Consider the following 21,381-nt stretch of genomic DNA (forward strand, 5'->3'; position numbering starts at 1 on the left):
CACCCGCGGCCCATAATTCCGGATTGGTAAACCCCCTGGACGCGAAATATTTCCGGAAATCACAGCAGTTGATGTGATGTCCGGAATTATCTGTCGTGGTCCGGAATTAAGTGGGGCCGCTGACGTTGTGTGCGAAGTCGTTTCGGCGCTCGTGTAGAAGCCTGAGCACATCGCTGCCGCACGACATGCCGCGAAGCGTGGTCTCTATCCGCGGAAGACGAATGCTGCCGAAGCCGCTGGTCCCAGCAGCGCAATTCTGGAGCAGGTGGCAAAGCGCGCGAAGGGAGGTGTTCTCACCGTAGATAACAATCGCTTCGTAGGCGTCGGCTCCCTCAACGTTGTGTTCGGCGCCAATCCTCACGCAGTCCTCCCGCGTCGGCTGCCCGATCTCGAAACGCATGCCGATGCGGCTTTCGATCTGATCCACAGCGTGGGTATCACGCCTCGTCCCCGCTAATCGATGAGTGTTGCCGGCAAGCAGCAAAGCGAAACCGCAGTGCTGAAGATGGAGCAGCTCCCGCAAAACAGTGGGTGTAAAGTTCTGATATTCGTCCACCAGCAACGGACGCGTCGGGCCGTAACGGGCGCCCAAAAAATTCATGCAATCCTTCGCCAGATCGTATGTGTGCTTGCTGTCCCTTTGGACGCCGTAGGCGTCATGCAGCATCAGGAACATCGGCCTGATAGCCTTGGTATGCTGCGCAACTTCACAATAGGCAGCTCCGCTTTGGGCGGCTATCCGGTTGAGCGCTACTGTCTTTCCGAGTCCGGCTTTGCCGACCGCAAGCACCGGATATCGCATCTTGACCGCCGTATCGAATGCAGCCCGTACGGTGAACGCGGCGCGGGTTTCTATAAACGTCATCCGACGATCCTCTTCGCCAAGTCCATCTGAACGGCTATGCGGTCGTCTTGTTCGCGTCGGTACTCTTCGGAGGTCGAAGCCCCCTTCGGCATCACGATCCGCGCCGGCCGCTTCGCCGGATCGTAAGAGACGATGCCGACGGGCTCGTTGGGGACCGCGTCAGGCTGGGCTTCGCCGCGTGCGATCAGGCGTGCAGCCACGTCTATATCAGGCGCTGACCGATCGAGGTCACGCACCGCCTGCCGATGCACCTTCGCTTCGGCTGATGCTTTTGCGCCGCGCTTGTCGAGCGGATGGAACTCGACATCGGGAAAGGCTATGCCGACTCGTTCACCATAGCGGTCAAGCAGCAGCAACTCGGCCGGTGTGTGATAGGCCGGCACACGGACCCAAATTTTCTCGGACTGGTAAGCTTGCAATTCCGGGCATGTCCAATGACGGCCACCGACCGATATCGCACCCTGAATAACCGACCGCTCTTCGGTTCGCGCACATGCCGCGCGCACTTCATCGCGCCTCATCGCAGTCGGCGCCCATCCCGCCTCGAGGTGTTTGCGGAACGTGGCTTCAGGGGAGAGACCTTTGAGTGCGCTCTTCTTGCCCTGCGCAGTGTGATTATAGGTGCGCACGAAGCCTTCTATGGCTGGCACCACATCTTCGAACGCGCCGAACGGAGCGACCGTCCTGCCGATCGCCTCCTGCTTCTTGCTCATTCGGTTGCCGCCGATGTGGCCGCGCGCCGTGCTGAAATAGCGCGTCTCCAGGTCGCCGAATAAACGCTCAATCGGCTTTGCGGAGGCGTTGTAGGGCAAAGCATTAATGACGTGGGTTGATCGGGGCGGGCCATGGAAGCCCGGCACGGTAAGCTGCATTGCATCGTCCAAAAAGGCGGCGAAGCCGAATTCTTTGCCGTTGTCGACATAGAGCGACTGCGGCATGCCCCACGCTTCGATCATGGCCGCGAAGACTTCAATCACGTCGCGGTTTTGCACGCCGCCACGCCTTTCGAAAAAATCAGCCCTATCCAGAGGCGCTGGGTCGCCCAGTCTAAGAAGCCGATCAGCCTAGCAGTGGCGAGAGTGCCGTCAGGACGAGTGAGGTGAATGTCGACAGGATGAACATCGCCGACCACCAGCTCCATCGGCTGCATGCAGGCGACGGTGCGCCGGATGCGCGGCCGGCGATCATCATAAGCCTTATGGTCGCGCTTAAATCGGTGGACGTTTCGGAAGTGGAGTTCCACTGAGACGAGGTCGGTTGGGATAGAACAGGCGCGCTCCAGCACGTTAAGATCGCCAGGACGGAAGCCCCAGGCTCGAGTCGCGTCGATCAGAAACTTCTCGGCTTCTTGCAGGGTGTGGCCCCACGACATGCCGCCTTTGAGCAGGCCGCGGATTTCCTGCTTAAGGTCTTCCGCGATTTTCGCCTTGGTAGATGCGTCGAACGGGACCAGCTTGTCCCACCTCCGGCTTATGACGACACGCTTCTTGCCCCTGTCCGATCGACCATGCCGTCCGACCTTCATGCCTTCGTCAAAGCGTGCGGCATGGCGCTGCAGCGTCCGCAAGGAATAGCTGACCGCCCTACCCCCCAGTTTCGCGTTGGCTTGTCTGCCAGCTCGGCCAGGGCGTCGGTGCGGCCAGTCGAGGTGGCTGGATATTGAAGCGCTGGCCTCAGGTGATCGAGCCACCATGTGTGCTCTGCCGTCCTGCCAGCGATTGATTTCGAGTGGTTCTCAACGAGGGTTTGAGAGACCTTTAAACGGTGCTGGTATTCCAGCGGCAGGGACGTGGAATTCACCTGATATTGCTCTCCGGCGTTCCCGCCGCGCCGACCATTGACCTTCCGCACTTCGAGCGGATTCTTTCGCCAGCGACGCCGACGAAGAGCGCGATGAGCGACTTGTCTCCTAATGCCGACCAGCTCAGCAAACTCAACTGTAGACAGCCACTCACCCATAGCTAGCAACCTGGCATCGATGCGGGGCAATTCCTGAGGCGGGGATATGCTACATCGCGAGCGTGTAGGCTATTTGAAGATCGTCCGAGACCACCTCGCGGAGGCAATATCAATGTCAGCCCCCGGCGAGAAGATTAAGCCCTGCAATAGCGCTCCGCCGAGAGGTGCGAGCGCCGCTCGCTCGATGAGGGTTACCAAACCTGTCGCTGGGGTTACCAATGCGCGTATTTGGTGGCCTTAGGTTACCAATCGGGGCCATAATAACCTCAATCAAAACATCTCCTTAAGGCCAGTCGGGAATTGATTGTCGTTGGGGCACATTGGTAACCTCTTGTCCGAAGGGCATTGGCAACCTCTTCGGGCGAAAGCAGCGCGATATCATCCACTTAGCAGTCCGGCCAACGACAGATAATTCTGGACTCTAGCCCCTGCCGACGACAGTTAATTCCGGACGCCATACCAGTCTGCCTTTTATGCGACTTTCGAAGCACAAAGGGCGAACATTGAAAGGGCGAGGTCCAGTTCCGGTGATCATAGCAACGGCTGAAAGGGGCCGTTTCCGGATAGTCGGCTTCCGGTCAGGATATGTAACAAGCCGACGTTCAGCTACCGATCCCCATCATCGCCGTCCAACAATTGGGACAAAATCATATGGATTTCAGCGACAGAGCGACTTTCGAACCCTGATCACGCTTGCTTGCGGGTCAGGTTGGCCACACTGCGATGGTCGGCTAACGCAAAATTGATCTCCATCTTGGATTGACTTCAAAGAGGCGCAGCAAATTCCTTCTAATCAAGAGAGATGGAGGAAGGAATGGCTGAAGAGGTCAATCCAAATAAACCTGCTGAGGCTGTGGCCGCACTTGCCACGACCGACGGTGTGGCCCGAGGGCCCATTACTATCGATCAATTCTGGGATGATAATCCGCTAATTATGCCTTGGATGACACAATATCTTCCAGGGAATCGCATGTGGAAAGATGTATTTTTCGGCGTATACAACGCATTTTTTACCACCGTCGTAGTAGTTATTCTGTCAAATGTATTCTTTTTTCCTGATAAAGTGGTTATCGCTCCTGGTATTATTTTAATATTCTGGAATTCATATCTTTTGGCAAAGCTCAATACGCGAATGACCCGTGCACAGGGAAAATTCCTTAAAGCCAAGCTGAATGCGAGACCCTTTTCCGAAAGGGTTCGGGACGGAGTGCAGGGAATCAACGAATGGTTGAACTCTTAAATCGGAGGCCAACATGCAGAGGCTGTCAAAGTTGCTTTGTTTCGTCTCCGGCATGCTGATGGCCGGCGTCGCCCAGGCGGGGCAAGCGGAACGGGCCTACAAAAGAGGAGACTACGCAGCGGCTGTCTTGTTGTGGAGCGTCCTGGCTAACACCGGTGATCCCATGGCACAGGACAATCTTGGCACTGCTTACGCCGAAGGGCACGGTGTCACACAGGATTACCTCCAGGCTGCCGCTTGGTACCGTAAGGCAGCGGACCAAGGTGACGCCCAGGCAGAGCACAATCTCGCCTACCTTTACGACCGTGGGCTAGGCGTCAAGCAGGACTATACCGAGGCCGCAATTTGGTATCGCAAAGCAGCCGATCAGGGATTAGCGGACGCTCAAACCGATCTCGGGCTGCTTTACAGATATGGAACAGGCGTCCCGCAGGACTACAGAGAAGCCGCCACCTGGTCCCGTGAGGCAGCCGACCAAGGAACGGCCGTTGCCCAATACTTTCTGGGATTGGCCTACCTCAAAGGTCAAGGAGTCGCCCAGGATTATGCTGAAGCAATCGCATGGTATCGCAAAGGGGCGGAGCAGGGAAACGCCCTGGCGCAGCACGATCTTGGCGTAGTGTATGCGAAGGGACTGGGCGTTACGATTGACTACGCCCAAGCCGTTTCTTGGTTCCAGAAGGCTGCGGACCAGGGAAATGCGGCTGCTGAGTACGACCTTGGTGTTTCGTACTACAAGGGGCTAGGGGTTCCCTTAGACTATGTGCAGGCCGTCTCTTGGTTCCAGAAGGCTGCGGACCAGGGGAATGCGGGTGCTGAGTACAACCTTGGAGTGGCATACTTCGGTGGCTATGGCGTGAAGCAGGATACTGCCCACGCTCTCATTTTGATTCGCAAGGCTGCTGATCAAGGAGATGCCACTGCAAAGGCCTATCTTATCAGGTTGGAGCCGCCCGCAAAAAAGGCCTAAGACTCGCTAATCCTTTCCCGAAAGGATTCGGATCGGCGTAGAAATCAATGATTGGTTGAATCCGTTGCATCGGCCCAAATATTGGGTCAACACGGCCTAGCTTCTGGATAGGCGTATTTCCAAGCGGTCATTCATGAATTTTATGATATTTGTTGTATGTATATTAAACGATATCAATATTGATAAATGGAAAATTATAGAGAATATAAAATAGCCAACCATCTTTTGCGTATCTTGCTTTATAGATAGAAAGTACACCAACGAAAAAATAGTGAAAAGTAAAAACGGATATGATATCCAAGTGCCGCTGTTAATGAATGACCCTCGTACAAAGCTGCCTTTTTCATTCTCAGAGTAGCGACCTTTGAAGGTGGTTATATTTTTATAAGTGCCAGCCTCAATCCAAAACTTTTTACCATAATTATCTACAGTAACCCTGCTCACCAATTCGCCGTGTTTTTCTTTCGCCTCAGAGAGTCGAGATAGCAGGCTGGTTTCTGGACATTCGCATATCAAATTCTCCGATATTCTCGGGAACACCAAAGTTCTTAGGAAATAGGCAAAGCGTGGCGTTTCCATAGCACCGCAGGGCTCATTTTGCGAAATCCGAGGGTCTCGCATGAAATTCCAATTCGAAGCTACGATTCCGCATCCGAATTTTGCAATACCCCAGCGACTAGAGTTTCCGCCTTTTCCGGTAGGCCCGCCAGTGACGAATGCCTCCCGGCGCTACCATACCCAGCGGCCCGAGCAGTGGCAGCCCATTGGGTCAGCAGCCTCCGTAGCGTGCCACGGCAAACAGTGTAAATCTCCTCTTTTATAGGCCTGTTCCGATTGCCCCGCATGGGCGACGTTAATGTAGGACAACGTCTTGATGGTGTGTCCGCCTGCCTTTTTTGCCGGCATGGCAAGGTCCACTTTTTTTGCCGCGCCCAATCCAACCATTACAGGGTCTGCTTTCGGGCAAAGCACACGTAGGCCTGAACGGCGCAATAGAGGCGCAAAGCTGCCGTTCGCGTCCTGAGGAGCTATGTCGCATTCGGCTCAAAAAGGAGAATGGCAATTAGAGTCGGAGAAGGAAGCTAATCGCTCAAATATTCGTGCGGGAAAGCAAACAATCCACTATTCGCTTGATCTATCGGTCAATCTGCACAAATAGCAGGTCCATCCACCAATCAATCAAGAGGGAAAACACCAACACCATGTCCGATGAGCCTCACGATAATGCCGATCTTGTGTCACTCGCAGCTGATATCGTTTCCGCCTATGTGTCGAACAATTCGGTGCCGGTGGCAGAACTGCCAAAGCTGATCGGCGACACCCATGCGGCCCTTCGTGGGCTTGGCATGGCTGCAGCAGAACCTTTGGCCAAACAGGAGCCGGCTGTCTCGATCAGGAGATCTGTGACGCCCGACTTCATCATCTGCCTGGAAGACGGCAAGAAGTTCAAATCGTTGAAGCGGCATCTCAGAACACATTATAATCTGAGCCCAGAAGAATATCGGCAGAAGTGGAACCTGCCAGCCGATTATCCGATGGTCGCGCCGAACTATGCCGCCACCCGCTCTGCCTTGGCGAAGGCGTCTGGACTTGGGCGTCCGCGCGCAAAGCAGCCGGCTCTGGCGGCGAAACCAACGCGGGCGCCCCGCGCCGCCGCGGCTGCAACGGCTGCAGCGACGGCAACATCTCCGGTTAAGAAAACGCGCAAAGTTGCCGCCAAGGCCTAGACGGGTCCCGCAGTTTACTGTTCAGCGCTGGGGCGGACGTGAGCAGAGAAGCCCCTTCCGGCGGACGGGGCTTCTCTGTATTGGGCCGACCTCACTCGGCTGCGCGGGCGAGACCGGATGAGCGAAAACTCGCCCTCAGCTTCGGTCTACCAGGCCTCGCGTAGATCGGAGCGGGGAGGCTTGGATCATCGAGCTTGACGGAGTGGTAGTCGCGGCCTTCGCGCGACGTCTTCTTGCATGCCGCACCGAACTCGGTGGCGCTGGCGAGGATGCGGTAGTACGGACCCTTGTCATTGTCGCCCTCGGCAGCCCCCTCGGCGACAGTGCTTCAGGGGCTTGGCGGAAGGTCGGGGGCCGCAGTCGCCGGGAACCATGGGCTCAGGCGACGTGGGTGAGAACCACGGTTTGCGCCGTCTCTGGATTCAAGGCAGGATCTCCGAGTGCCGAAGTCAAAAATAACGCGCGAGAGCGGTATTCCTGATTCCCCTAAAGCTGTGCAATAAGGCGAGCGTTCCAATCAACGCAAGAGGGGATGGCATACATGGCAGTAAACACCAATGACCTGGCGGAGCGTCTTGCTACGGGACACGGCCTGTCGAAGGCGCAGGCTAAGACTGTAGTTGAGGATGTGCTGAAAGGAATTACCGAAGCTGCCGCCAAGGGCGAGGAAGTGTCTCTGAACGGCTTCGGCAAATTCAAGGTGCAGAACAAGCCGGCGCGCGAGGGACGCAACCCGTCGACCGGGGCCACAATCAAGATCGCCGCATCGAAAAAGCTGGTGTTTCAGCCCGCCAAGGCCCTCAAGGATACTGTGAACAACGGCTGACGTTCCTGCAAGACAAAGGGCTGTCGGCGATAGCCTCACGTAATCAGTCCAGTCTTTCGTCAACGGCGACAAGTCAAAGTGGGCGTGCCTCGATATTGCAGGTATCGTGCTTTCGAGGTCTCGGCAGCGCTCATCAGCGCGGCCGAAAATTTAGTCGATCGGATCGAGGAGGTGCCGTTGCCGTCAAACCGGCTTCGGCTTTGCCTCATTCGGCAGCGATGTGGAGTGATCCTGCTTTCGTCAGCCATACCACCGCCATCAGACGGGTCGAAGTCCGCTTCTCGCGAAGGCGCAACCAGTCCCTCTCTTCGGTTACCGGCTCGACGGCTCCGTCAATCGTGCCGGTGCCGGACCTGCCGGACGACAGCCTCGTTTACCTCCTGGGCAGCCGCTATTGCGAGACCGACCGCCTCAGCCAAATTGCTTGGGATATTTTCGGCGCCGTTGCTCTGGGATGGGGCCGCGTGCAGGCGATCTGCGACTTCGTCCACAATCACATCCGATTCGACTATATGCAGGCCCGCTCGACGCGAACGGCCTTCGAGGCCTCACGAGCGTGTCGGCGTCTGTCGCGATTTCGCGCACCTTGCCGTCACGTTCTGCCGCTGTCTCAATATCCCCGCCCGCTACGTGAACGGCCATCTAGGCGACATCGGCGTCCCGGTCGTCGATCCGATGGATTTCAGCGCCTGGATCGAGGTCTTCCTCGATGGTCAGTGGCATACCTTCGATCCGCGCAACAACACGCGGCGGATTGGCAGGATCGTTGTCGCGCGTAGCCGCGACGAGGCATCCCGTTGATCAATTCGTTCGGTCCGCATGTCCTGAAGGGGTTCGGTCTGGACTTATGAAGTGCCGGGACCGACTGGGTGACAGGTATTCTCGGACGAGCGGTTATGTAGCGTGAAAGAGCGGAACCCTTCCTGCCCAGCGCTGCGACCGCCTTGGACGGCGTGCAGCGCTCTACCTTACCGGGCGTCGCGTAGCGCACGGAAACGACTGGGCCACGTGCCGATCTTTCATTTGGCAGTCCAGCCGTGTCTATTATTGTGCAGTGCAGCAACGTTATTGCTGCAAGTGCGTTGCCTACGATCCCGTGCACTTCCGGGCGCCAAACAGGGACAGCCATATTGCGAAAAATCTCCGATACAATCGCGCGCCTGAGCGCGTTGCGCGCGCAACGCCCCACTCATGGCCCAGGCCCTAGAGGACAAGACCGTCTCCAGGCTTTGACCGACTTCGGGTCCAATCCGGGAGCGTTGAAAGGCAGATTCCACCTTCCGCTCGACTTGCCGACGAATGCGCCACTCGTTGTCGTCCTCCACGGCTGCACTCAGGATCCCGCCACATACGACCATCATTCCGGATGGTCAGAGCTTGCCGACGAGGCCGGCTTTGCCCTGCTTTTTCCCGAGCAGCAACGTGCCAACAATCCGAACCTTTGCTTCAACTGGTTCGAGCCTGCCGACACCCAGCGCGGTACGGGCGAAGCGCTTTCGATACGCCAGATGATCGAGGCGATGGTCCTCGCCAAGGGGATCGATCGAAAGCGCATCTTCGTCACCGGCCTCTCGGCCGGCGGCGCGATGGCGGCGGCCATGCTGGCGACCTACCCGGAAGTGTTTGCAGGTGGCGCCATCATTGCCGGCATACCCTACGGCAGCGCGACGACGATCCCGCAGGCGTTCGAGCGCATGCGCGGCCGTGGCGGTCCGTCGGGAAAGGAACTGCAACGGATCCTTCGTCATGCTTCTGACCATAGGGTACCGTGGCCGAGGATTTCGATCTGGCAGGGCACGGCCGACCAAACAGTCGCGCCATCCAACGCGGACGCCGTCGCGGCACAATGGCTGGGCGTTCATGGATTCGACAAGAAGACGCCGACGCATTCGGAAACGGCCGGCAGGCTTGCGAAGCGGGTCTGGCGGAATGTCGGGGGTGAGGCAATGATTGAGATCAACATGATTGCCGGAATGGGACACGGTACGCCGATCCGCGATGGCCTGGGCAGTCCAGGCCCTTTCATGCTCGATGTCGGCATCTCGTCCACGCGCGAGATCGCGCGTTTCTGGGATATCGATGCGACGCAGACGAATGGTTCGATGCGATCGAATCTTAATATGGAGGCCGAAAGGCCGTCCTCCCGCTCGTCGTCGCCGACCGCGGAACAGGCGCTGGCAAAATTTCCCATTCCGTCAGCCCGCAACATATCCGCGCCTCGACCCGAGTCGGACCCGCATGGCATACAGGCCGTCATCGAAGATGCCCTACGAGCGGCGGGTTTGATGCGTTAGCATGATAGCGCGATCCTAAACGGCCGTGGTTTCTTGAAGCCACTGCACCATCAATGGTTCTAATGCCGGCCGAACGTTGGACTTCAGTCGCAAAACTGTTAGTTGCGAGTCCGCTCATATGGATGCAGGATCAATGCACCCCACCTTCAAGCGGTGGGTGGCCCGACCCGCGACATCCTGTGTCACCTAGATTAAGCGGGCCGGGCCGCAGAGGTTCCTGGGGGTGGCCGATGCGTTCTCAGCCTAACAGTGTTCTCGGACCCGACGACATGGCGATGCTCGAAAGAGTGCTCCAGAAGCTCCTCCCAGAAAGTGCAGACACCGCCGAAAGGGAATGGCTGGGTAGCCTGTTGATCGCGGCCTTCCAGAACGGGACGACAGACGAGGCGGCGCTGGTCGCCACGATGGATAGGAAAGCCAAACCGTAACCTGCGTCTCCCTGCCGGGCGCGTCTCAAATGGCGCAGCTTGAGGAATTTCGCTTCCCGTACCAGCGAATTCCAATCTGTGCCGATCAACTTGATCAGGCCCCGCGCCTCCCGCTCGCCTGAGGGTCGAAACGGGCTCCCGGGGGGAGCGCCCAGCGCGGCGGTGAGCCTCGTGCCGGAGGCACACGCCGCGACACTTAACCGGGACACCTGTAGGAATGTTCCCTTCCGCCCGATGCGACCGAAGTCGGATGGTCTGACGCTTTGGTCCGTGCGGCGAAACCAAATGCTTGCTACAGCATTGCATGGAGCCGGTGAGGAAATGCGTCACCTTCCTCGTCGGCAGCAGCTAGATCAATGCCCGCCATCCCGTTGCCTGGGATGACGGGCATCGTCTTGACTAGGGCAGTCTTTGTGCCCTGTCGAACATTAGCATCTGCTTGACGAACCTACTGGCCGCGTCGGAGTTGTATCGACATGGCAAAGGGCATCAACATCGGCGACGAGGTCGCGATCACGGCGAAAGTGCGCCGTCGCGCAACGGAGGACCGGGTCAGCGTGTCAATCCCATCCTACGGCCAGCCTCATTCGATCGTTGATCGGATCTTGAAGGTTAAGCAGGGCCAGGAGATCGAGCTCCGAGGCGATGTCACCCGCGTAGACGAAGGCAAAGTGACCATCAACTTAGGCGTTCCTGTCACGGTGAATGCCGATACGGTCAGAGTGGTGACCCCTTACAAAACACCGACAAGGAAGACGCCGCTGGTGGACAAGCCGACGTGACGAAGCTGTCCGATCTCGGGCCGCCATTCATGGGCCGCCGCCACAGCAAGGAATACGTCAACGAACGCGAGCATTTCCACAAGTGCCCGGTCTGCGGACAGGCGGTCGACTGGCGCGATCTGCGACAAGTGATCTGGCATGAACAGCCGGGCCACGAACCGCTAGAGACAGACGCATAGAAGCGTAGTGCTCGCCTGTCTCATTTCCGCACAAGAATGCTGGCACCGGCCTTGCATAGAAGAAATTGCCGGTTCCTCCACCGGCTCCTGATGGGGATCAGGATGAGTGCGCCGGGCTTGAGGATTTGGGGTTCCTCGCCCGGCGATCTCTTTCAGCAGTCGCTAAACACTGGGCGAAAACGCCGGCCTATGGACACGATCTTCGATGATATCGCCACTGCCCCCCAGAGAGCCCCGCGTAGACGTTTGGGCCAAGGGCGGCGTCGTTGCCCTGGATGCTGCCGGCAAGTTCTTTATCGGGCATTTTCATCGGCATCGGTTTCGCGATCGGTCACGCCTTCGCGGGCTGACCCAAAACAACAATTGCCATCGCCCGCCGCGACTACGCCGTTTTGGCTACCAGTCCCGGACCACCTAGTGCCGGCGGCGCGTCACCACCTTCCCCCGAAGCAATATCGCTGCCGGGCCGTTCTCAGCCTCCAGGAGCGTGAAGCCGGCAGGGTTTAGCCGAGCCATAGCCCTGGCTATCTAAGTTGCCCGCCATTCGAGAGTGCAGAACGAAAAGAGACCAAGAGCGTAACGGAGGAACAAGCCCGGAGCCTGATCAGGCTGGTCGGCCTTAACTGGGCGCCATTGCTGCGTGAAGCTCGCTTTATCAAGCAACGACATTGTTGGCTGGAACATTCCCGGCCGGCTGCACTGGACTTAGCGCAGTTCCCGTCTCATGCAGAGACGGTCTAGCCGGGCCTGTCGAACTGCTGATCCCGACAAGAGAGCTCGCTTGCAGGTAGTGTGTCATTGAAATTTGAGCGGCTGCTATCCGCCCCCGACAGACCGTCGCGCCACGCATCGAACTCCTCTATGCTTAGCGTAAAGCGTGGGAGAGCCCCAATGGCCTACACTGTTATCTGGTATGGGCGAAAAGGCATCATCGACAAGGTGACCTTCGACGCCGAAAAGACGGCCAGGGATCATGCAATTTCAATGTTCCAGACCCGAAAGGGTGATGACGGGGTCATATCCGTTGAAGTCCGCAAGGATAACGGTGCCGTCGTCTTTAGTCATGCGGAAAACTAGAATTGCGCACCGAATGGGGCGCCGTCGCGCCGAAGCCGGCAAGCGCGGGTCCTTACAAAAAGCGCTTAGCCTAACGCTGCATGCCGTTGATTCCTATGAAACCGACCGGCGACCACATCGCCGACGCACTGAACCGGGCTGAAAAGCTCCGAGTCGAAACGAGAGTCCGCGCGCTTCAGCAATCCTGCAATTGCTAAAATTGGAACTAGATCACGCGTTCGTGAGTTCTGCGAGAGGCGGTCGATCCGTTCCGAGAGCGCCTTAGTGGCAACCAAAAAGCCCGTCGCATAGCCTCATTAGCTGCGACGGGATTTCTTCCGTTGGAACCAAACTCCGACCATCGCGTTGCTAGCTACCGGGGACTTTTCCTATGGCCGAAAACATGCAAGAGCTTGGCGAGCGCGCGCACGCACAGAAGGAATTCAGGGTGCACTTTCTCACGCGAGAAACGGGCATCACCGAAGCCCAAGCCCGCGACCTCATCGACATGATCGGCAATGAGCCTAATTCGCTCATTCGCGAGGCCCGCCTCCTAAAGAAGCCATAGCCGGCGTCCAACCTTAACAATCTTTCCGTATAAGCGAGGGAGGCGCACGGATGCTTGGAAGCGATTATCATGCTTTCGCCCCGGAAGTCGGGCAGCGGTCGCCGTTCGAACGCCCACCGCTCCCACGGTTTATTGTTCATCAGCCCCCCTGTTCATCCTAGCTTCCAAGTCATTGAATATCTTCGCCAGTCAATGTTCAACCTAAAAGTGCACCTATGAATTATTCTGCTACCAGAGGCCTCGAGAGGCGCGTCGTCTGTCGAGAGGCAGACAACAACTAAGGTCATACCCATGTGCAACGACTACGAGCAGCATATCGCTTGGGCTGAGTACTGCCGAATGATGGAGGCGCTGGCTTTATATATCCCGACCCATCAGACCGAGCTCGATCTGCCGCAAGCTGACGACATCCGCATCAATGACCCGGCTCCGATCATGCGCGCTGCCGACGATGCAATCGAGGTAGCCTCGATGACCTTCGGCTTCCCGCCGTCCGGTCCCAAAGGCGGGCCGGTGTTCAATTTTCGGTCTGAGGGGCGACAGTTCGCAAACAGCAGGCGCTGTCTTGTGCCGGCATCGGCCTTCTTCGAGTTCACCGGAACGAAGTACCCGAAGGCGAAGCACCGCTTTACGCTCAAGGAGGCCCCGTTCATGGCGATCGCGGGGCTTTGGCGCGAAGCGGCCGGCAACAAACCGCCGAGCTTTACGATGCTGACGACTGATCCTAGTCCGGACGTTGCGCCCTATCACAACCGTCAGGTCGTGGTCCTTGAGCCAGAGAACTGGCTCGCCTGGCTCAACCTAACAAAGCCGGAAGGTGAGCTGCTGCGGTCGCTTCCAACGGGGTCGCTTGGGGTAGATACGGTGAGGCAGGAGAGACCGTAACCTGTTCGGGCACGGTCAGCGATCGTGTATCCGGCGGCATATCCACAGCCGATCTGCACAAGCTTCTGCCCGCGGACAACAGCAACGCGGCCGCCAGCCGCCCCTGCTCTTGACCCACGACATGGTTGGCCTGAGATTGCAGGCAACAAGATCACTTTCGTGGGACCACGCTATGCTGAACTTGGAAGACCTCTACCGGATCTTGAGGACCGGGCACGTGCAAGCGCAGGGGATTGTGGATACTGTCCCTGTTCCTCTGCTGGTCCTGGACAGCGCGCTTTGCATCCAGAGGGCCAACCGTGCCTTCTTCCGAACCTTCAAAGTCGAGCGCTATGAAACCATAGGCAAGCACATCTACGATCTGGGAGATGGTCAGTGGGATATTCCCGAACTGCGTCTCCTGCTCACCGACGTGATCCCGAAAACCAGGGCGATTGTTGATTACAAGGTGGAGCACGATTTCCCCGGCGTCGGGTCGCGGACTATGCTGGTCACCGCCCACACCGTGTTCAGCCCCGACGATGTCAGCACCACTATGTTGCTGTCGTTCGTCGACGCCACGGAGAGCACTCACAGAGAGGCCGAGTTTGAAGTTCGCTTCGGCGAGCTTCGGCACCGAATGAAGAATTTGCTTGGTCTGGTACGGGCGCTCGCTAACCAAACCAAGGCTGAAGGCGTCTCGGGGAAGGAGTATCGCGATGCCTTTCTAGGCAGGTTGACCGCCATTATCGACGCCAATGAGCAGGGGTTCATAGGCGGTGGTGATGGCAACCTTGAGAAGCTGGTGGTGCGAACGCTGGAACCGTTTGCAGCAAGCCCCGACGCCATAATGGTCGATCCCGGACCGCCAGTTCATTTGGACCCCAAGCAACTGATGTCCCTTGGGCTTGCCTTGCATGAGCTGGCGACAAACGCTCTCAAATATGGGGCCCTGTCGAAGGCGAGCGGACAAGTCCACGTGCGCTGGGTCGTCGAGGAAGCGGGTGGCCGGCTGCTGCGGCTCACCTGGTCGGAAAGCGGTGGCCCCGGCGTGAGCCCGCCCGTCTCCACGGGCTACGGAAGTCAACTCATCCAGTTCGCTGTCGCATACGATCTGGGAGGCAAGGTGGAACCAACCTATGCGAGGACGGGTTTCAAGGTGGAGATGGCCATTCCGCTCACGGGGACAAGGCAACAAAGATTGAAGGCCGGTGGAAAAGACGGTCCTGATCGTGGAAGATGAATACCTGATCGCGATGGACCTCAAATTTATGCTTGAGCGTCGTGGGTGGCGCGTTATTGGCCCGGTTGCCACCGTCGCAGAAGCATCCAGCCTCTTGGAAGTTGAATTGCCGTCCGTTGCACTGCTCGACGTAAATCTGGGCAGCGAGCTGGTCACGCCGCTGGCTGAAGAGTTGAGCAGCCTCAATGTCCCGTTCGCGCTGGCGAGCGCCTACGACAGGCCAGAGCTTGTCGGCGGGGCAGTTCTGGGGGATGCGCCTAACGTCGGAAAGCCAACCGCAGAGGCGCGTCTCTTAATCGTGTTGGCGAAATTGCTGGAACACTGACAGGCGAGGCTCCCCGGGTCCCTAGCCTTGGCGGGATCTGGAGAGAGTGCATTGGCTGCTGCCTAGATCGGTGTGTGCGCCTGCGAAGCCAATGTACGCGACAGGAGCGAGCGTTATGCAATGACAGGGAAGATCACGGTTATTGTGGTGCCCGCGGCGGAGCTCTCTTGCTGGAGGTTACCGCCCATCTGCCGGGCGAGCGCCTGGATCAATTTCTGTCCCGATCCGCCCGGCCGGGGGTTCTGAATGCCACGACCGTTGTCGGCAACAGTCAGGCGTGCCTCGCCGTAGCCTATTCCGGACTCAAGCTTGACAACGATACGCCCGCCCTCCGCTCCGAACGCATGCTTGACTGAGTTCATCGCGGCTTCGTTCAAGATAAGACCGAGCGGCACCGCGCGTTCAATCGAGAGCTCGACTTCGTCGGCCGCGATCTCGATCGTTGCAATTTCCACCTGCGTCTGCAGCGAAGCGCAGAGCGCCCGCAAGTAACCGGCGACGTCCACCGTTCGGAGGTCCTGCCCCGGTGCCAGTTGGTCATGAGCAAGCGAAATGGCATTAACTCGGTTAGCCACGTGTTCCAGTGCCCGGTGCACTTCCGGCCTTTCAAGGCGGCGCTTCTGAATGGCTATCGAGGCCAGGATCAGCTGAAAGTTGTTCTTTACGCGGTGCTGCATCTCCCGCAGCAGCACCTCGCGTTGTTGCGCCTGGACTAGAGCCGTGGTGGATTCCAGGTTGCTTCGGTCCACCTCGGGTCGCCGCATTGCTGAAGCAATGAGGGCAGCAGCAGCCGTCATGAAGTCGACGGTATCTTCGCTGAAGTTGCGCGTTACCGAGGAATCCACCTCCAGCACGCCCCAGGCAGCACCCTTGATGAGGATCGGCACGTTCGCCAGCGATTTGATGTGGTGCTCTCTCAGCACATCTGAGAAGACGTATTCGGCATCCTGCTCGGCGGCCGTGCCATCGACAATCACTAAAGGCTCGGCTGTCTGATAAGTCCGGCCGGGCGGCGATCGCAGATCCGCCGAAAAAACAGCGTTCCGCACAGTCCCTTCCTTCCACCCGAAGCCGGCCTCCATGAACAGGTCCGCGGTGCGCGGACGGTAGCGAAGGATCTTTGCGTGGTCTATCTCGACAGCCCGGGCTACCTGCACACAGGCCTGATCGAGGAAGCGGCCGAGCGGAGTTTGCTCGCCCGCTACGCGGCCAAGGTCCACGAGAATGCGGACATGTCGGCGCAACTTGGCTAGCTCGGTGGTGGGGTCCAATGATGAGATCCTCTCGAGCAGGGTTGAAAAACCAACGCATGAGCCTGCGAATTGCTCCGATCTCGCACCTTGGCAAGCAAAGTGACGCGGATGAGTAGGAGCGCTCTGCGTATGCGATCAGAACTACGAGTTGCTGCCTAGCCGAGTTTGCGACGTTCCTCGTGAAGTCAGCCCGCCGGTTTTTAGGCGAGATGAGAGCCTTGACCGACGTGCTGAAGGGTTTCGGTTGCCGTCAGGCCTACGAAAGCCTCTCATGCAAGAACCCGCGCTATGAGGCTTTGTGTCTCGGGTGTGCCAGCGTCTGTCGCGACCTCCGCATGAGGCGCTCGTGGCTGGTCAAGCGTGGGGCCTCTGGGCCAGGTCGGAGAGCTTCTCGCGGTGATGCCCGACAAGCTTCACGCGCCTGACGACCGGCACCAAAGCGAGCGCTGATCGCAACGGTCGCGGCTGGCAGGGTGATTGGGCCTCTGCCCGACCGTTAGGGAGCGCTTGTGCTGCTTGAGACCGAAACGCATCAGGTTCGATCCTCGATATGAACCTTCGGGGTGAACTGGTCATGCGGCTCGGCGCGCCTATGACAAGCCGGAGCGGTCGGTGGCAACGTGCTGGCGGGCATACCCGACCCCGGCAAACCGGCGCGAGCGGCACCTGCTGGAGCGCTGATGCGCGCTGATGCGCTGCAGACGCAATGAGCGCAGGCGCCATTCGGAAAGTGGGCTGATTTCGCTATTACCGCGGTCGCGATCCATCAAGAGTTGGTCGCAGTCGGCCTAAGTGAGCTCAAAACAGAAATCGCAGATCAGGTCGGCAACTTTTACCGCTTCAAAATCGGTCATGTGTGCCGCTGTCTCAACCGCGGTCGTGACCAAGTCGTCCTGATCAACGGCCAGGAGGTCCAAAATTCTTGCAAACTTGAGCTTCAGCTCAAGGTCGCCCGCGAACTCGTCGAGGGTCACGTTGAGGATGCTCTCGTTCGCGTCGATCAGCCGCGTTTGAATGCCATCCGACGACGCGGCCAGTGCCCTTACGGCTGCGAAGAAATGCCCTCGCGCGTTTGAATATTTTTCCACCATCGGTCACCGCCGGTCGTGATTGAGGATTGGGTTCGTCGCCGTCCCCGTCGGATGTTCCACTATGCTCGGCCAGAGAGCCTTCTGGCCGGCCGCGTGCCTTCCCTGCGGTCAGGCGGCAACGCGCCGCTTTGCCGATTCTCGTTTAGCTTTTGGCGAAGCGGCGGGGGCAGCAGCTTCTTTGGCCAGCCGAGCCAGTCTGAGCCGCTGCGTTTTTGACTCGCGATCTGTGGTTTCTTTGTCCATGATCTCTCGTGCGGCTTGTGTGGTCGCGTCGCCCTTGCTCTCCCTAGCTGTCGGCTTCGGCTTGAACACGGCTTCCGCAATTGCATTGCGCATCATAAGTTCCTTAAACGAAAAAAGGCCGGGCGGGCCCGACCTTTCCCAAACGCCTCGACGGCCAGTGCCAGTACATCCGTGGTCAAGGGCCAGAAGCGGTATCCTTTAGGCGGCCCGAAGATTCTCGGCCGCGCTCTTGCCATTGCGGCGGTCCTGCACCACATCGAAGCTCAGCTTCTGACCTTCTACGATTGTGCGCATACCGGCACGCTCAACAGCCGTGATATGGACAAACACGTCCGCGCCGCCCGTTTCAGGAGCAATAAAGCCGAAGCCCTTGGTCGAATTGAAGAACTTTACGGTTCCAGTGTTCATAGCGATTTCCTTTCAAATCGGCATAGAAATTCGCGTCTGGCGACACGCCAAACGTCATATTAGTCGAGATTTGAGAGGAAGATCGTTGGGCGCCGGAGCGCAAAAACAAGTTCAACAGCAAACATCGATTGCAGATACATAGGCTTGAATTACCGCCAACGCAAGCCTCTCCGACCATCATGGCTGTAGGCGGCTTTGCGCCGGGATGTGCCTCGCCACCGACTAAACCTTGAAATCCTTTGAGCGTTCTCGGTTCGATCGGATAACGATCATGCGTCATTAAGCCCGGGATCAAACACCTAGTGCGCTCTCAAACCTTGGTCGTCACCAACAACCAAGTGGTCTACGATTTCGGCAGGGCTGGCGACACGCTGCTCGCGTTGGGCAGCGGCTCCTTCCTCGGTGTCGTCGAAGGTGACCTTGCCGGCCGCTTTGCCCGAGCGGCATACCTTCCAGTGCCCTCCCCGCTGCGGCTCTCGAGTTCGTGCGGCGTCTGGCCCTTGCTGATGTAACCGGCAACGGTGACACTGCACCTGAAGAACCGGCCGCTGATCTATCGAGGAGACGGCAACAGCGCGGGGCTCGCTCCGATTTATGACATGGTGTCAACCGTGCCGTATATTCCGACCGACGCGATGGCGCTGTCACTTGCGGGACCGCCTCGCGGTGGAAAAAGTTTGCCCACCGTGCACGACTACCGGAACGGGCTAGACGATGGACGAGAATAGTTGCTGGCTTCGAGATATCGACGATGGAGCCCTAAATAGCCAGGACTTCCTCCTGGTGAATGACCGAAATGGGGCCGCCAGCAGCGTCCGCTTTTCGGCTGATCGTGCAAAGGACTGCCTTCACGCCCGCTTGCCGCGACCCGGAAGGCGAGATGCTACACTTCCCGCTGGAGCACCGCGGCATGGATTTATTCGGCGGCTATTCTGAGACCGGATTTGGTGGCCAGCAGAACCGCGGTTTCATCAACCGCCTGTGCCGCTCGCTTCAGGATCAGTTCGGACCGAAGCACACCATCGGTGAAGTCTTTGTCGGTCGCGTACACGGCTGTGGGCAGCGCGAAAGCCTCGAAGAGGCCAAATAGCGGCCTGAGTTGATGCTCAACGATAAGGGCATGGCGCTCACCGCCCCCGGTGGCTGAGAGAAGCACGGGCTTACCTCTCGAGGCCGCTGGATCAAGCAAGTCGAAAAAGTGCTTGAACAGTCCGGTATAGCTACCCTTGTATGTCGGAGAGCCGACGACGAGCACGTCCGCGGCGACAACATCTGCAACTACGGTTTGGGCTTGCGCGTCGAGGTCGCGCTGCCATTTGGCGGCCCCCAGCGACGGACCGACATCCTCGATATCATAGGGTCGATGGGAAAGGTGGTGGCGGCTGGCGATGTTCTGAACGACGAGGTCGACGAAAGCGCGGGTCTTCGAGGGTCGGCTGAAGTTCCCCGAAAAACCGACGATTGATGGATTTGACATAAGCCGAACTCCGATGGTCAAACTCAGACGTAAGCGGGCCTGGCACGGCAGCGGCGATGCTGCGTGGACCACTTCTCTCCTCTAGGCAAGAAATCGACCTGCCTAAGACGCCGCTACTCGGACACCGGCGCCCCGGCCGCGCCCAAACTCCAGATCCCAGCCGCGCTCCTTGAGGGGCAATTCACCCTGCAGTCCGAGCCGTGGAAAAAGCAGCTCGGCAACATTGAAAGCTTCCTCCAGATGCGGATAGGCCGAGGCAATAACCGTCTCCACCCCTATTTCTTGATATTCGCGAATACGGGCGGCAACGCTTTCCGCACTCCCGACAAGCGCGGTGCCGGCACCCCCTCGGACGAGACCCAATCCGGCCCATAGATTGGGAGCTATAACCAGCTTGTCGCGGCGTCCCTGGTGCAGAGCGGAGATGTGCTTTTGCCCGACCGACTCCGAAACCTTGGTGAATTGATGCTGGGCTTCAGCGATCACGTCGTCGGTGACGCGGCTGATCAGTCGATCCGCCGCCGCCCAGGCCTCCTCCTCCGTTTCACGCACGATCAGGTTTATGCGCAATCCGAAGCGGATTTTGCGACCTTGAGCCGCCGCTCGTGCCCTGACTCTATCGAACTTCTCCTCCACCTGGTCGACGGGTTCACCCCAGCTCAGATAGACGTCGGTGTGTTTGGCAGCGACCTCGATGCCCGCCTCCGAAGACCCGCCGAACCAAAGTGGCGGATAGGGTCGCTGGACCGGCGGGAAAGAAATGTCGGTGCCGTGAGCAGATAGATACTTGCCCTCGAAGTCCGCCGGCTCTCCGGACAGGATACGGCGCCAGATTGTCAGGAATTCATCAGTCTGGGCATAGCGCTCGTCATGACCAAGCTTGTTGCCGTCGCCGGCAAGGTCGGCCGGATCAGCACCGGTGACGACGTTGAGCAGCACCCGGCCGCCGGAAATGCGGTCCAGCGTGGCCGCATGGCGCGCGAACAGGGCCGGCGTCCCGCTGCCCGGCCGCAGCGCCACCAGGAATTTCAGCCGTTCGGTCAGCGGGATCAGCCCGGCGGCCACGATCCAGGCGCCCTCACACCGTGTTCCGGTTGGCAGGAGCACGCCCTTGAAGCCAAGCCGATCGGCGGCTTGCGCAATTTCCTTGAGATAGCCGAAGGTTGCCGGCCGGTGCCGCTCGTCGGTGCCGAGATAGGGGCCGTCGCCATGGGTCGGCAGGTACCAGTAGATATCGAGCGGGCGGGTGCTGTTGCCGGACATCGGATCGTTTCCTTCAATGATTGCGGAATCTATGGGAGCAAGCCTCAGAGCTTGCCTTTCCAGGGGATGAGGCGATGTTCCAGCCAACGCATGCCGCTGGTGAAGGCGAAGGCGAGCACGGCGATGACGATGAGGCCGACGAACACGACGTCGGTCGCGAGGAAATTGGCCGCCGACATGATCATGTAGCCGAGCCCGGACTGGGCCGCGATCAGCTCGGCCGCGACCAGCGTCGATAATCCGGCGCCGATGGCGATCTTGAGGCCGGTCAGGATTTCCGGCAAAGCGGACGGCAGGATGATGCTGGTGAAGAGTTGCAG

At 58.6% G+C, this 21,381-nt stretch carries 24 protein-coding genes and 3 pseudogenes; 16 read left to right on the forward strand and 11 right to left on the reverse strand.

Annotation, left to right across the window (positions count from 1 at the left end; all coding sequences use genetic code 11):
* Positions 1-106: 106 nt before the first annotated feature.
* The 3 genes from EOA32_RS14295 to EOA32_RS14305 are packed head-to-tail and all read right to left on the reverse strand — an operon-like array spanning position 107 to position 2,432.
* Positions 107-865, reverse strand: coding sequence for an ATP-binding protein (locus tag EOA32_RS14295; protein WP_128372101.1), 759 nt, complete (start codon positions 863-865; stop codon positions 107-109).
* Entirely contained in the window at positions 862-1,857 is a 996-nt protein-coding gene (locus tag EOA32_RS14300; RefSeq protein ID WP_128372102.1) for a hypothetical protein, read from the reverse strand. Before EOA32_RS14300 ends, EOA32_RS14295 begins: the two co-directional genes overlap by 4 nt.
* On the reverse strand, positions 1,839-2,432 hold the full coding sequence (locus tag EOA32_RS14305) for a hypothetical protein (protein WP_128372103.1): 594 nt from the start codon (positions 2,430-2,432) through the stop codon (positions 1,839-1,841). Before EOA32_RS14305 ends, EOA32_RS14300 begins: the two co-directional genes overlap by 19 nt.
* 1,206 nt (positions 2,433-3,638) lie before the next feature.
* Here EOA32_RS14305 and EOA32_RS14310 point away from each other — a divergent pair.
* The 3 genes from EOA32_RS14310 to EOA32_RS14320 all read left to right on the forward strand — a co-directional run bounded on the left by EOA32_RS14310 (position 3,639) and on the right by EOA32_RS14320 (position 6,761).
* Positions 3,639-4,064, forward strand: a complete 426-nt coding sequence (locus EOA32_RS14310) for a hypothetical protein (RefSeq protein WP_128372104.1) — start codon at positions 3,639-3,641, stop codon at positions 4,062-4,064.
* Between the two features lie 13 nt (positions 4,065-4,077).
* A complete protein-coding gene (locus tag EOA32_RS14315) occupies positions 4,078-5,034 on the forward strand; it encodes a tetratricopeptide repeat protein (RefSeq protein WP_128372105.1) in 957 nt (318 codons plus the stop codon).
* Positions 5,035-6,236: 1,202 nt separating this feature from the next.
* Entirely contained in the window at positions 6,237-6,761 is a 525-nt protein-coding gene (locus tag EOA32_RS14320; protein ID WP_095832856.1) for a MucR family transcriptional regulator, read from the forward strand.
* A 157-nt stretch (positions 6,762-6,918) separates the two neighbouring features.
* Here EOA32_RS14320 and EOA32_RS39840 read toward each other — a convergent pair.
* Positions 6,919-7,065: pseudogene (locus EOA32_RS39840) on the reverse strand (DUF736 family protein); the annotation flags it as partial.
* 237 nt (positions 7,066-7,302) lie between these two features.
* Here EOA32_RS39840 and EOA32_RS14330 point away from each other — a divergent pair.
* The 11 genes and pseudogenes from EOA32_RS14330 (at position 7,303) to EOA32_RS14375 (ending at position 15,326) form a co-directional block, all read left to right on the forward strand.
* A complete protein-coding gene (locus EOA32_RS14330) occupies positions 7,303-7,587 on the forward strand; it encodes an HU family DNA-binding protein (protein WP_066997255.1) in 285 nt (94 codons plus the stop codon).
* A gap of 338 nt (positions 7,588-7,925) precedes the next feature.
* Positions 7,926-8,460: pseudogene (locus EOA32_RS14335) on the forward strand (transglutaminase family protein); the annotation flags it as partial.
* Positions 8,461-8,717: 257 nt separating this feature from the next.
* Positions 8,718-9,881 carry a PHB depolymerase family esterase gene (locus tag EOA32_RS14340; RefSeq protein ID WP_128372106.1) on the forward strand — a complete coding sequence of 388 codons (1,164 nt, stop codon included), beginning with the start codon at positions 8,718-8,720 and terminating at the stop codon, positions 9,879-9,881.
* A gap of 269 nt (positions 9,882-10,150) precedes the next feature.
* Positions 10,151-10,309 carry a hypothetical protein gene (locus EOA32_RS38610; protein WP_189407137.1) on the forward strand — a complete coding sequence of 53 codons (159 nt, stop codon included), beginning with the start codon at positions 10,151-10,153 and terminating at the stop codon, positions 10,307-10,309.
* Between the two features lie 476 nt (positions 10,310-10,785).
* Positions 10,786-11,091, forward strand: coding sequence for a hypothetical protein (locus EOA32_RS14350; RefSeq protein WP_128372108.1), 306 nt, complete (start codon positions 10,786-10,788; stop codon positions 11,089-11,091).
* Positions 11,088-11,270: a hypothetical protein gene (locus EOA32_RS14355; RefSeq protein ID WP_128372109.1), complete on the forward strand. Its 183-nt coding sequence runs from the start codon at positions 11,088-11,090 to the stop codon at positions 11,268-11,270. The genes EOA32_RS14350 and EOA32_RS14355 overlap by 4 nt, the downstream gene beginning before the upstream one ends.
* 891 nt (positions 11,271-12,161) lie before the next feature.
* Complete coding sequence (locus EOA32_RS14360; protein ID WP_095800355.1) at positions 12,162-12,347, forward strand: hypothetical protein; 186 nt, start codon at positions 12,162-12,164, stop codon at positions 12,345-12,347.
* 370 nt (positions 12,348-12,717) lie between these two features.
* A complete protein-coding gene (locus EOA32_RS38615) occupies positions 12,718-12,894 on the forward strand; it encodes a hypothetical protein (protein ID WP_189407139.1) in 177 nt (58 codons plus the stop codon).
* A gap of 291 nt (positions 12,895-13,185) precedes the next feature.
* Positions 13,186-13,779 carry an SOS response-associated peptidase family protein gene (locus EOA32_RS14365; RefSeq protein ID WP_128372110.1) on the forward strand — a complete coding sequence of 198 codons (594 nt, stop codon included), beginning with the start codon at positions 13,186-13,188 and terminating at the stop codon, positions 13,777-13,779.
* Positions 13,780-13,951: 172 nt separating this feature from the next.
* Entirely contained in the window at positions 13,952-15,001 is a 1,050-nt protein-coding gene (locus EOA32_RS14370) for an HWE histidine kinase domain-containing protein (RefSeq protein ID WP_348632203.1), read from the forward strand.
* A complete protein-coding gene (locus EOA32_RS14375) occupies positions 14,970-15,326 on the forward strand; it encodes a response regulator (protein ID WP_128372111.1) in 357 nt (118 codons plus the stop codon). The genes EOA32_RS14370 and EOA32_RS14375 overlap by 32 nt, the downstream gene beginning before the upstream one ends.
* A 113-nt stretch (positions 15,327-15,439) precedes the next feature.
* Here the strand turns inward: EOA32_RS14375 and EOA32_RS14380 are convergent, their stop codons facing one another.
* From EOA32_RS14380 to EOA32_RS14395, 4 genes are all read right to left on the reverse strand, one after another.
* Complete coding sequence (locus EOA32_RS14380; RefSeq protein WP_245499274.1) at positions 15,440-16,597, reverse strand: histidine kinase dimerization/phosphoacceptor domain -containing protein; 1,158 nt, start codon at positions 16,595-16,597, stop codon at positions 15,440-15,442.
* Between the two features lie 770 nt (positions 16,598-17,367).
* Positions 17,368-17,670: a hypothetical protein gene (locus EOA32_RS14385; RefSeq protein ID WP_128372113.1), complete on the reverse strand. Its 303-nt coding sequence runs from the start codon at positions 17,668-17,670 to the stop codon at positions 17,368-17,370.
* A gap of 108 nt (positions 17,671-17,778) precedes the next feature.
* Positions 17,779-18,006 carry a hypothetical protein gene (locus EOA32_RS14390; RefSeq protein WP_128372114.1) on the reverse strand — a complete coding sequence of 76 codons (228 nt, stop codon included), beginning with the start codon at positions 18,004-18,006 and terminating at the stop codon, positions 17,779-17,781.
* Between the two features lie 105 nt (positions 18,007-18,111).
* Positions 18,112-18,321, reverse strand: coding sequence for a cold-shock protein (locus EOA32_RS14395; protein ID WP_066997278.1), 210 nt, complete (start codon positions 18,319-18,321; stop codon positions 18,112-18,114).
* Between the two features lie 302 nt (positions 18,322-18,623).
* On the opposite strand from EOA32_RS14395, the gene EOA32_RS14400 reads away from it, so the two are divergent.
* Positions 18,624-18,833, forward strand: a complete 210-nt coding sequence (locus EOA32_RS14400) for a hypothetical protein (protein WP_128372115.1) — start codon at positions 18,624-18,626, stop codon at positions 18,831-18,833.
* A pseudogene (locus tag EOA32_RS39845) lies at positions 18,785-19,030 on the forward strand (HipA domain-containing protein); the annotation flags it as partial. The gene EOA32_RS14400 and the pseudogene EOA32_RS39845, both read left to right, overlap by 49 nt.
* A 207-nt stretch (positions 19,031-19,237) precedes the next feature.
* Here the strand turns inward: EOA32_RS39845 and msuE are convergent.
* The 3 genes from msuE to EOA32_RS14420 form a co-directional block, all read right to left on the reverse strand.
* Positions 19,238-19,798 carry an FMN reductase gene (gene msuE, locus EOA32_RS14410; protein WP_128372116.1) on the reverse strand — a complete coding sequence of 187 codons (561 nt, stop codon included), beginning with the start codon at positions 19,796-19,798 and terminating at the stop codon, positions 19,238-19,240.
* A 102-nt stretch (positions 19,799-19,900) separates the two neighbouring features.
* Positions 19,901-21,061 carry an FMNH2-dependent alkanesulfonate monooxygenase gene (gene ssuD, locus EOA32_RS14415; RefSeq protein WP_128372117.1) on the reverse strand — a complete coding sequence of 387 codons (1,161 nt, stop codon included), beginning with the start codon at positions 21,059-21,061 and terminating at the stop codon, positions 19,901-19,903.
* 44 nt (positions 21,062-21,105) lie between these two features.
* On the reverse strand, positions 21,106-21,381 hold a 276-nt coding region (locus tag EOA32_RS14420; RefSeq protein WP_128372118.1), incomplete at its 5' end, for an ABC transporter permease subunit.

This window comes from Mesorhizobium sp. M1A.F.Ca.ET.072.01.1.1 (assembly GCF_004023325.1).
GTDB lineage: Bacteria > Pseudomonadota > Alphaproteobacteria > Rhizobiales > Rhizobiaceae > Mesorhizobium.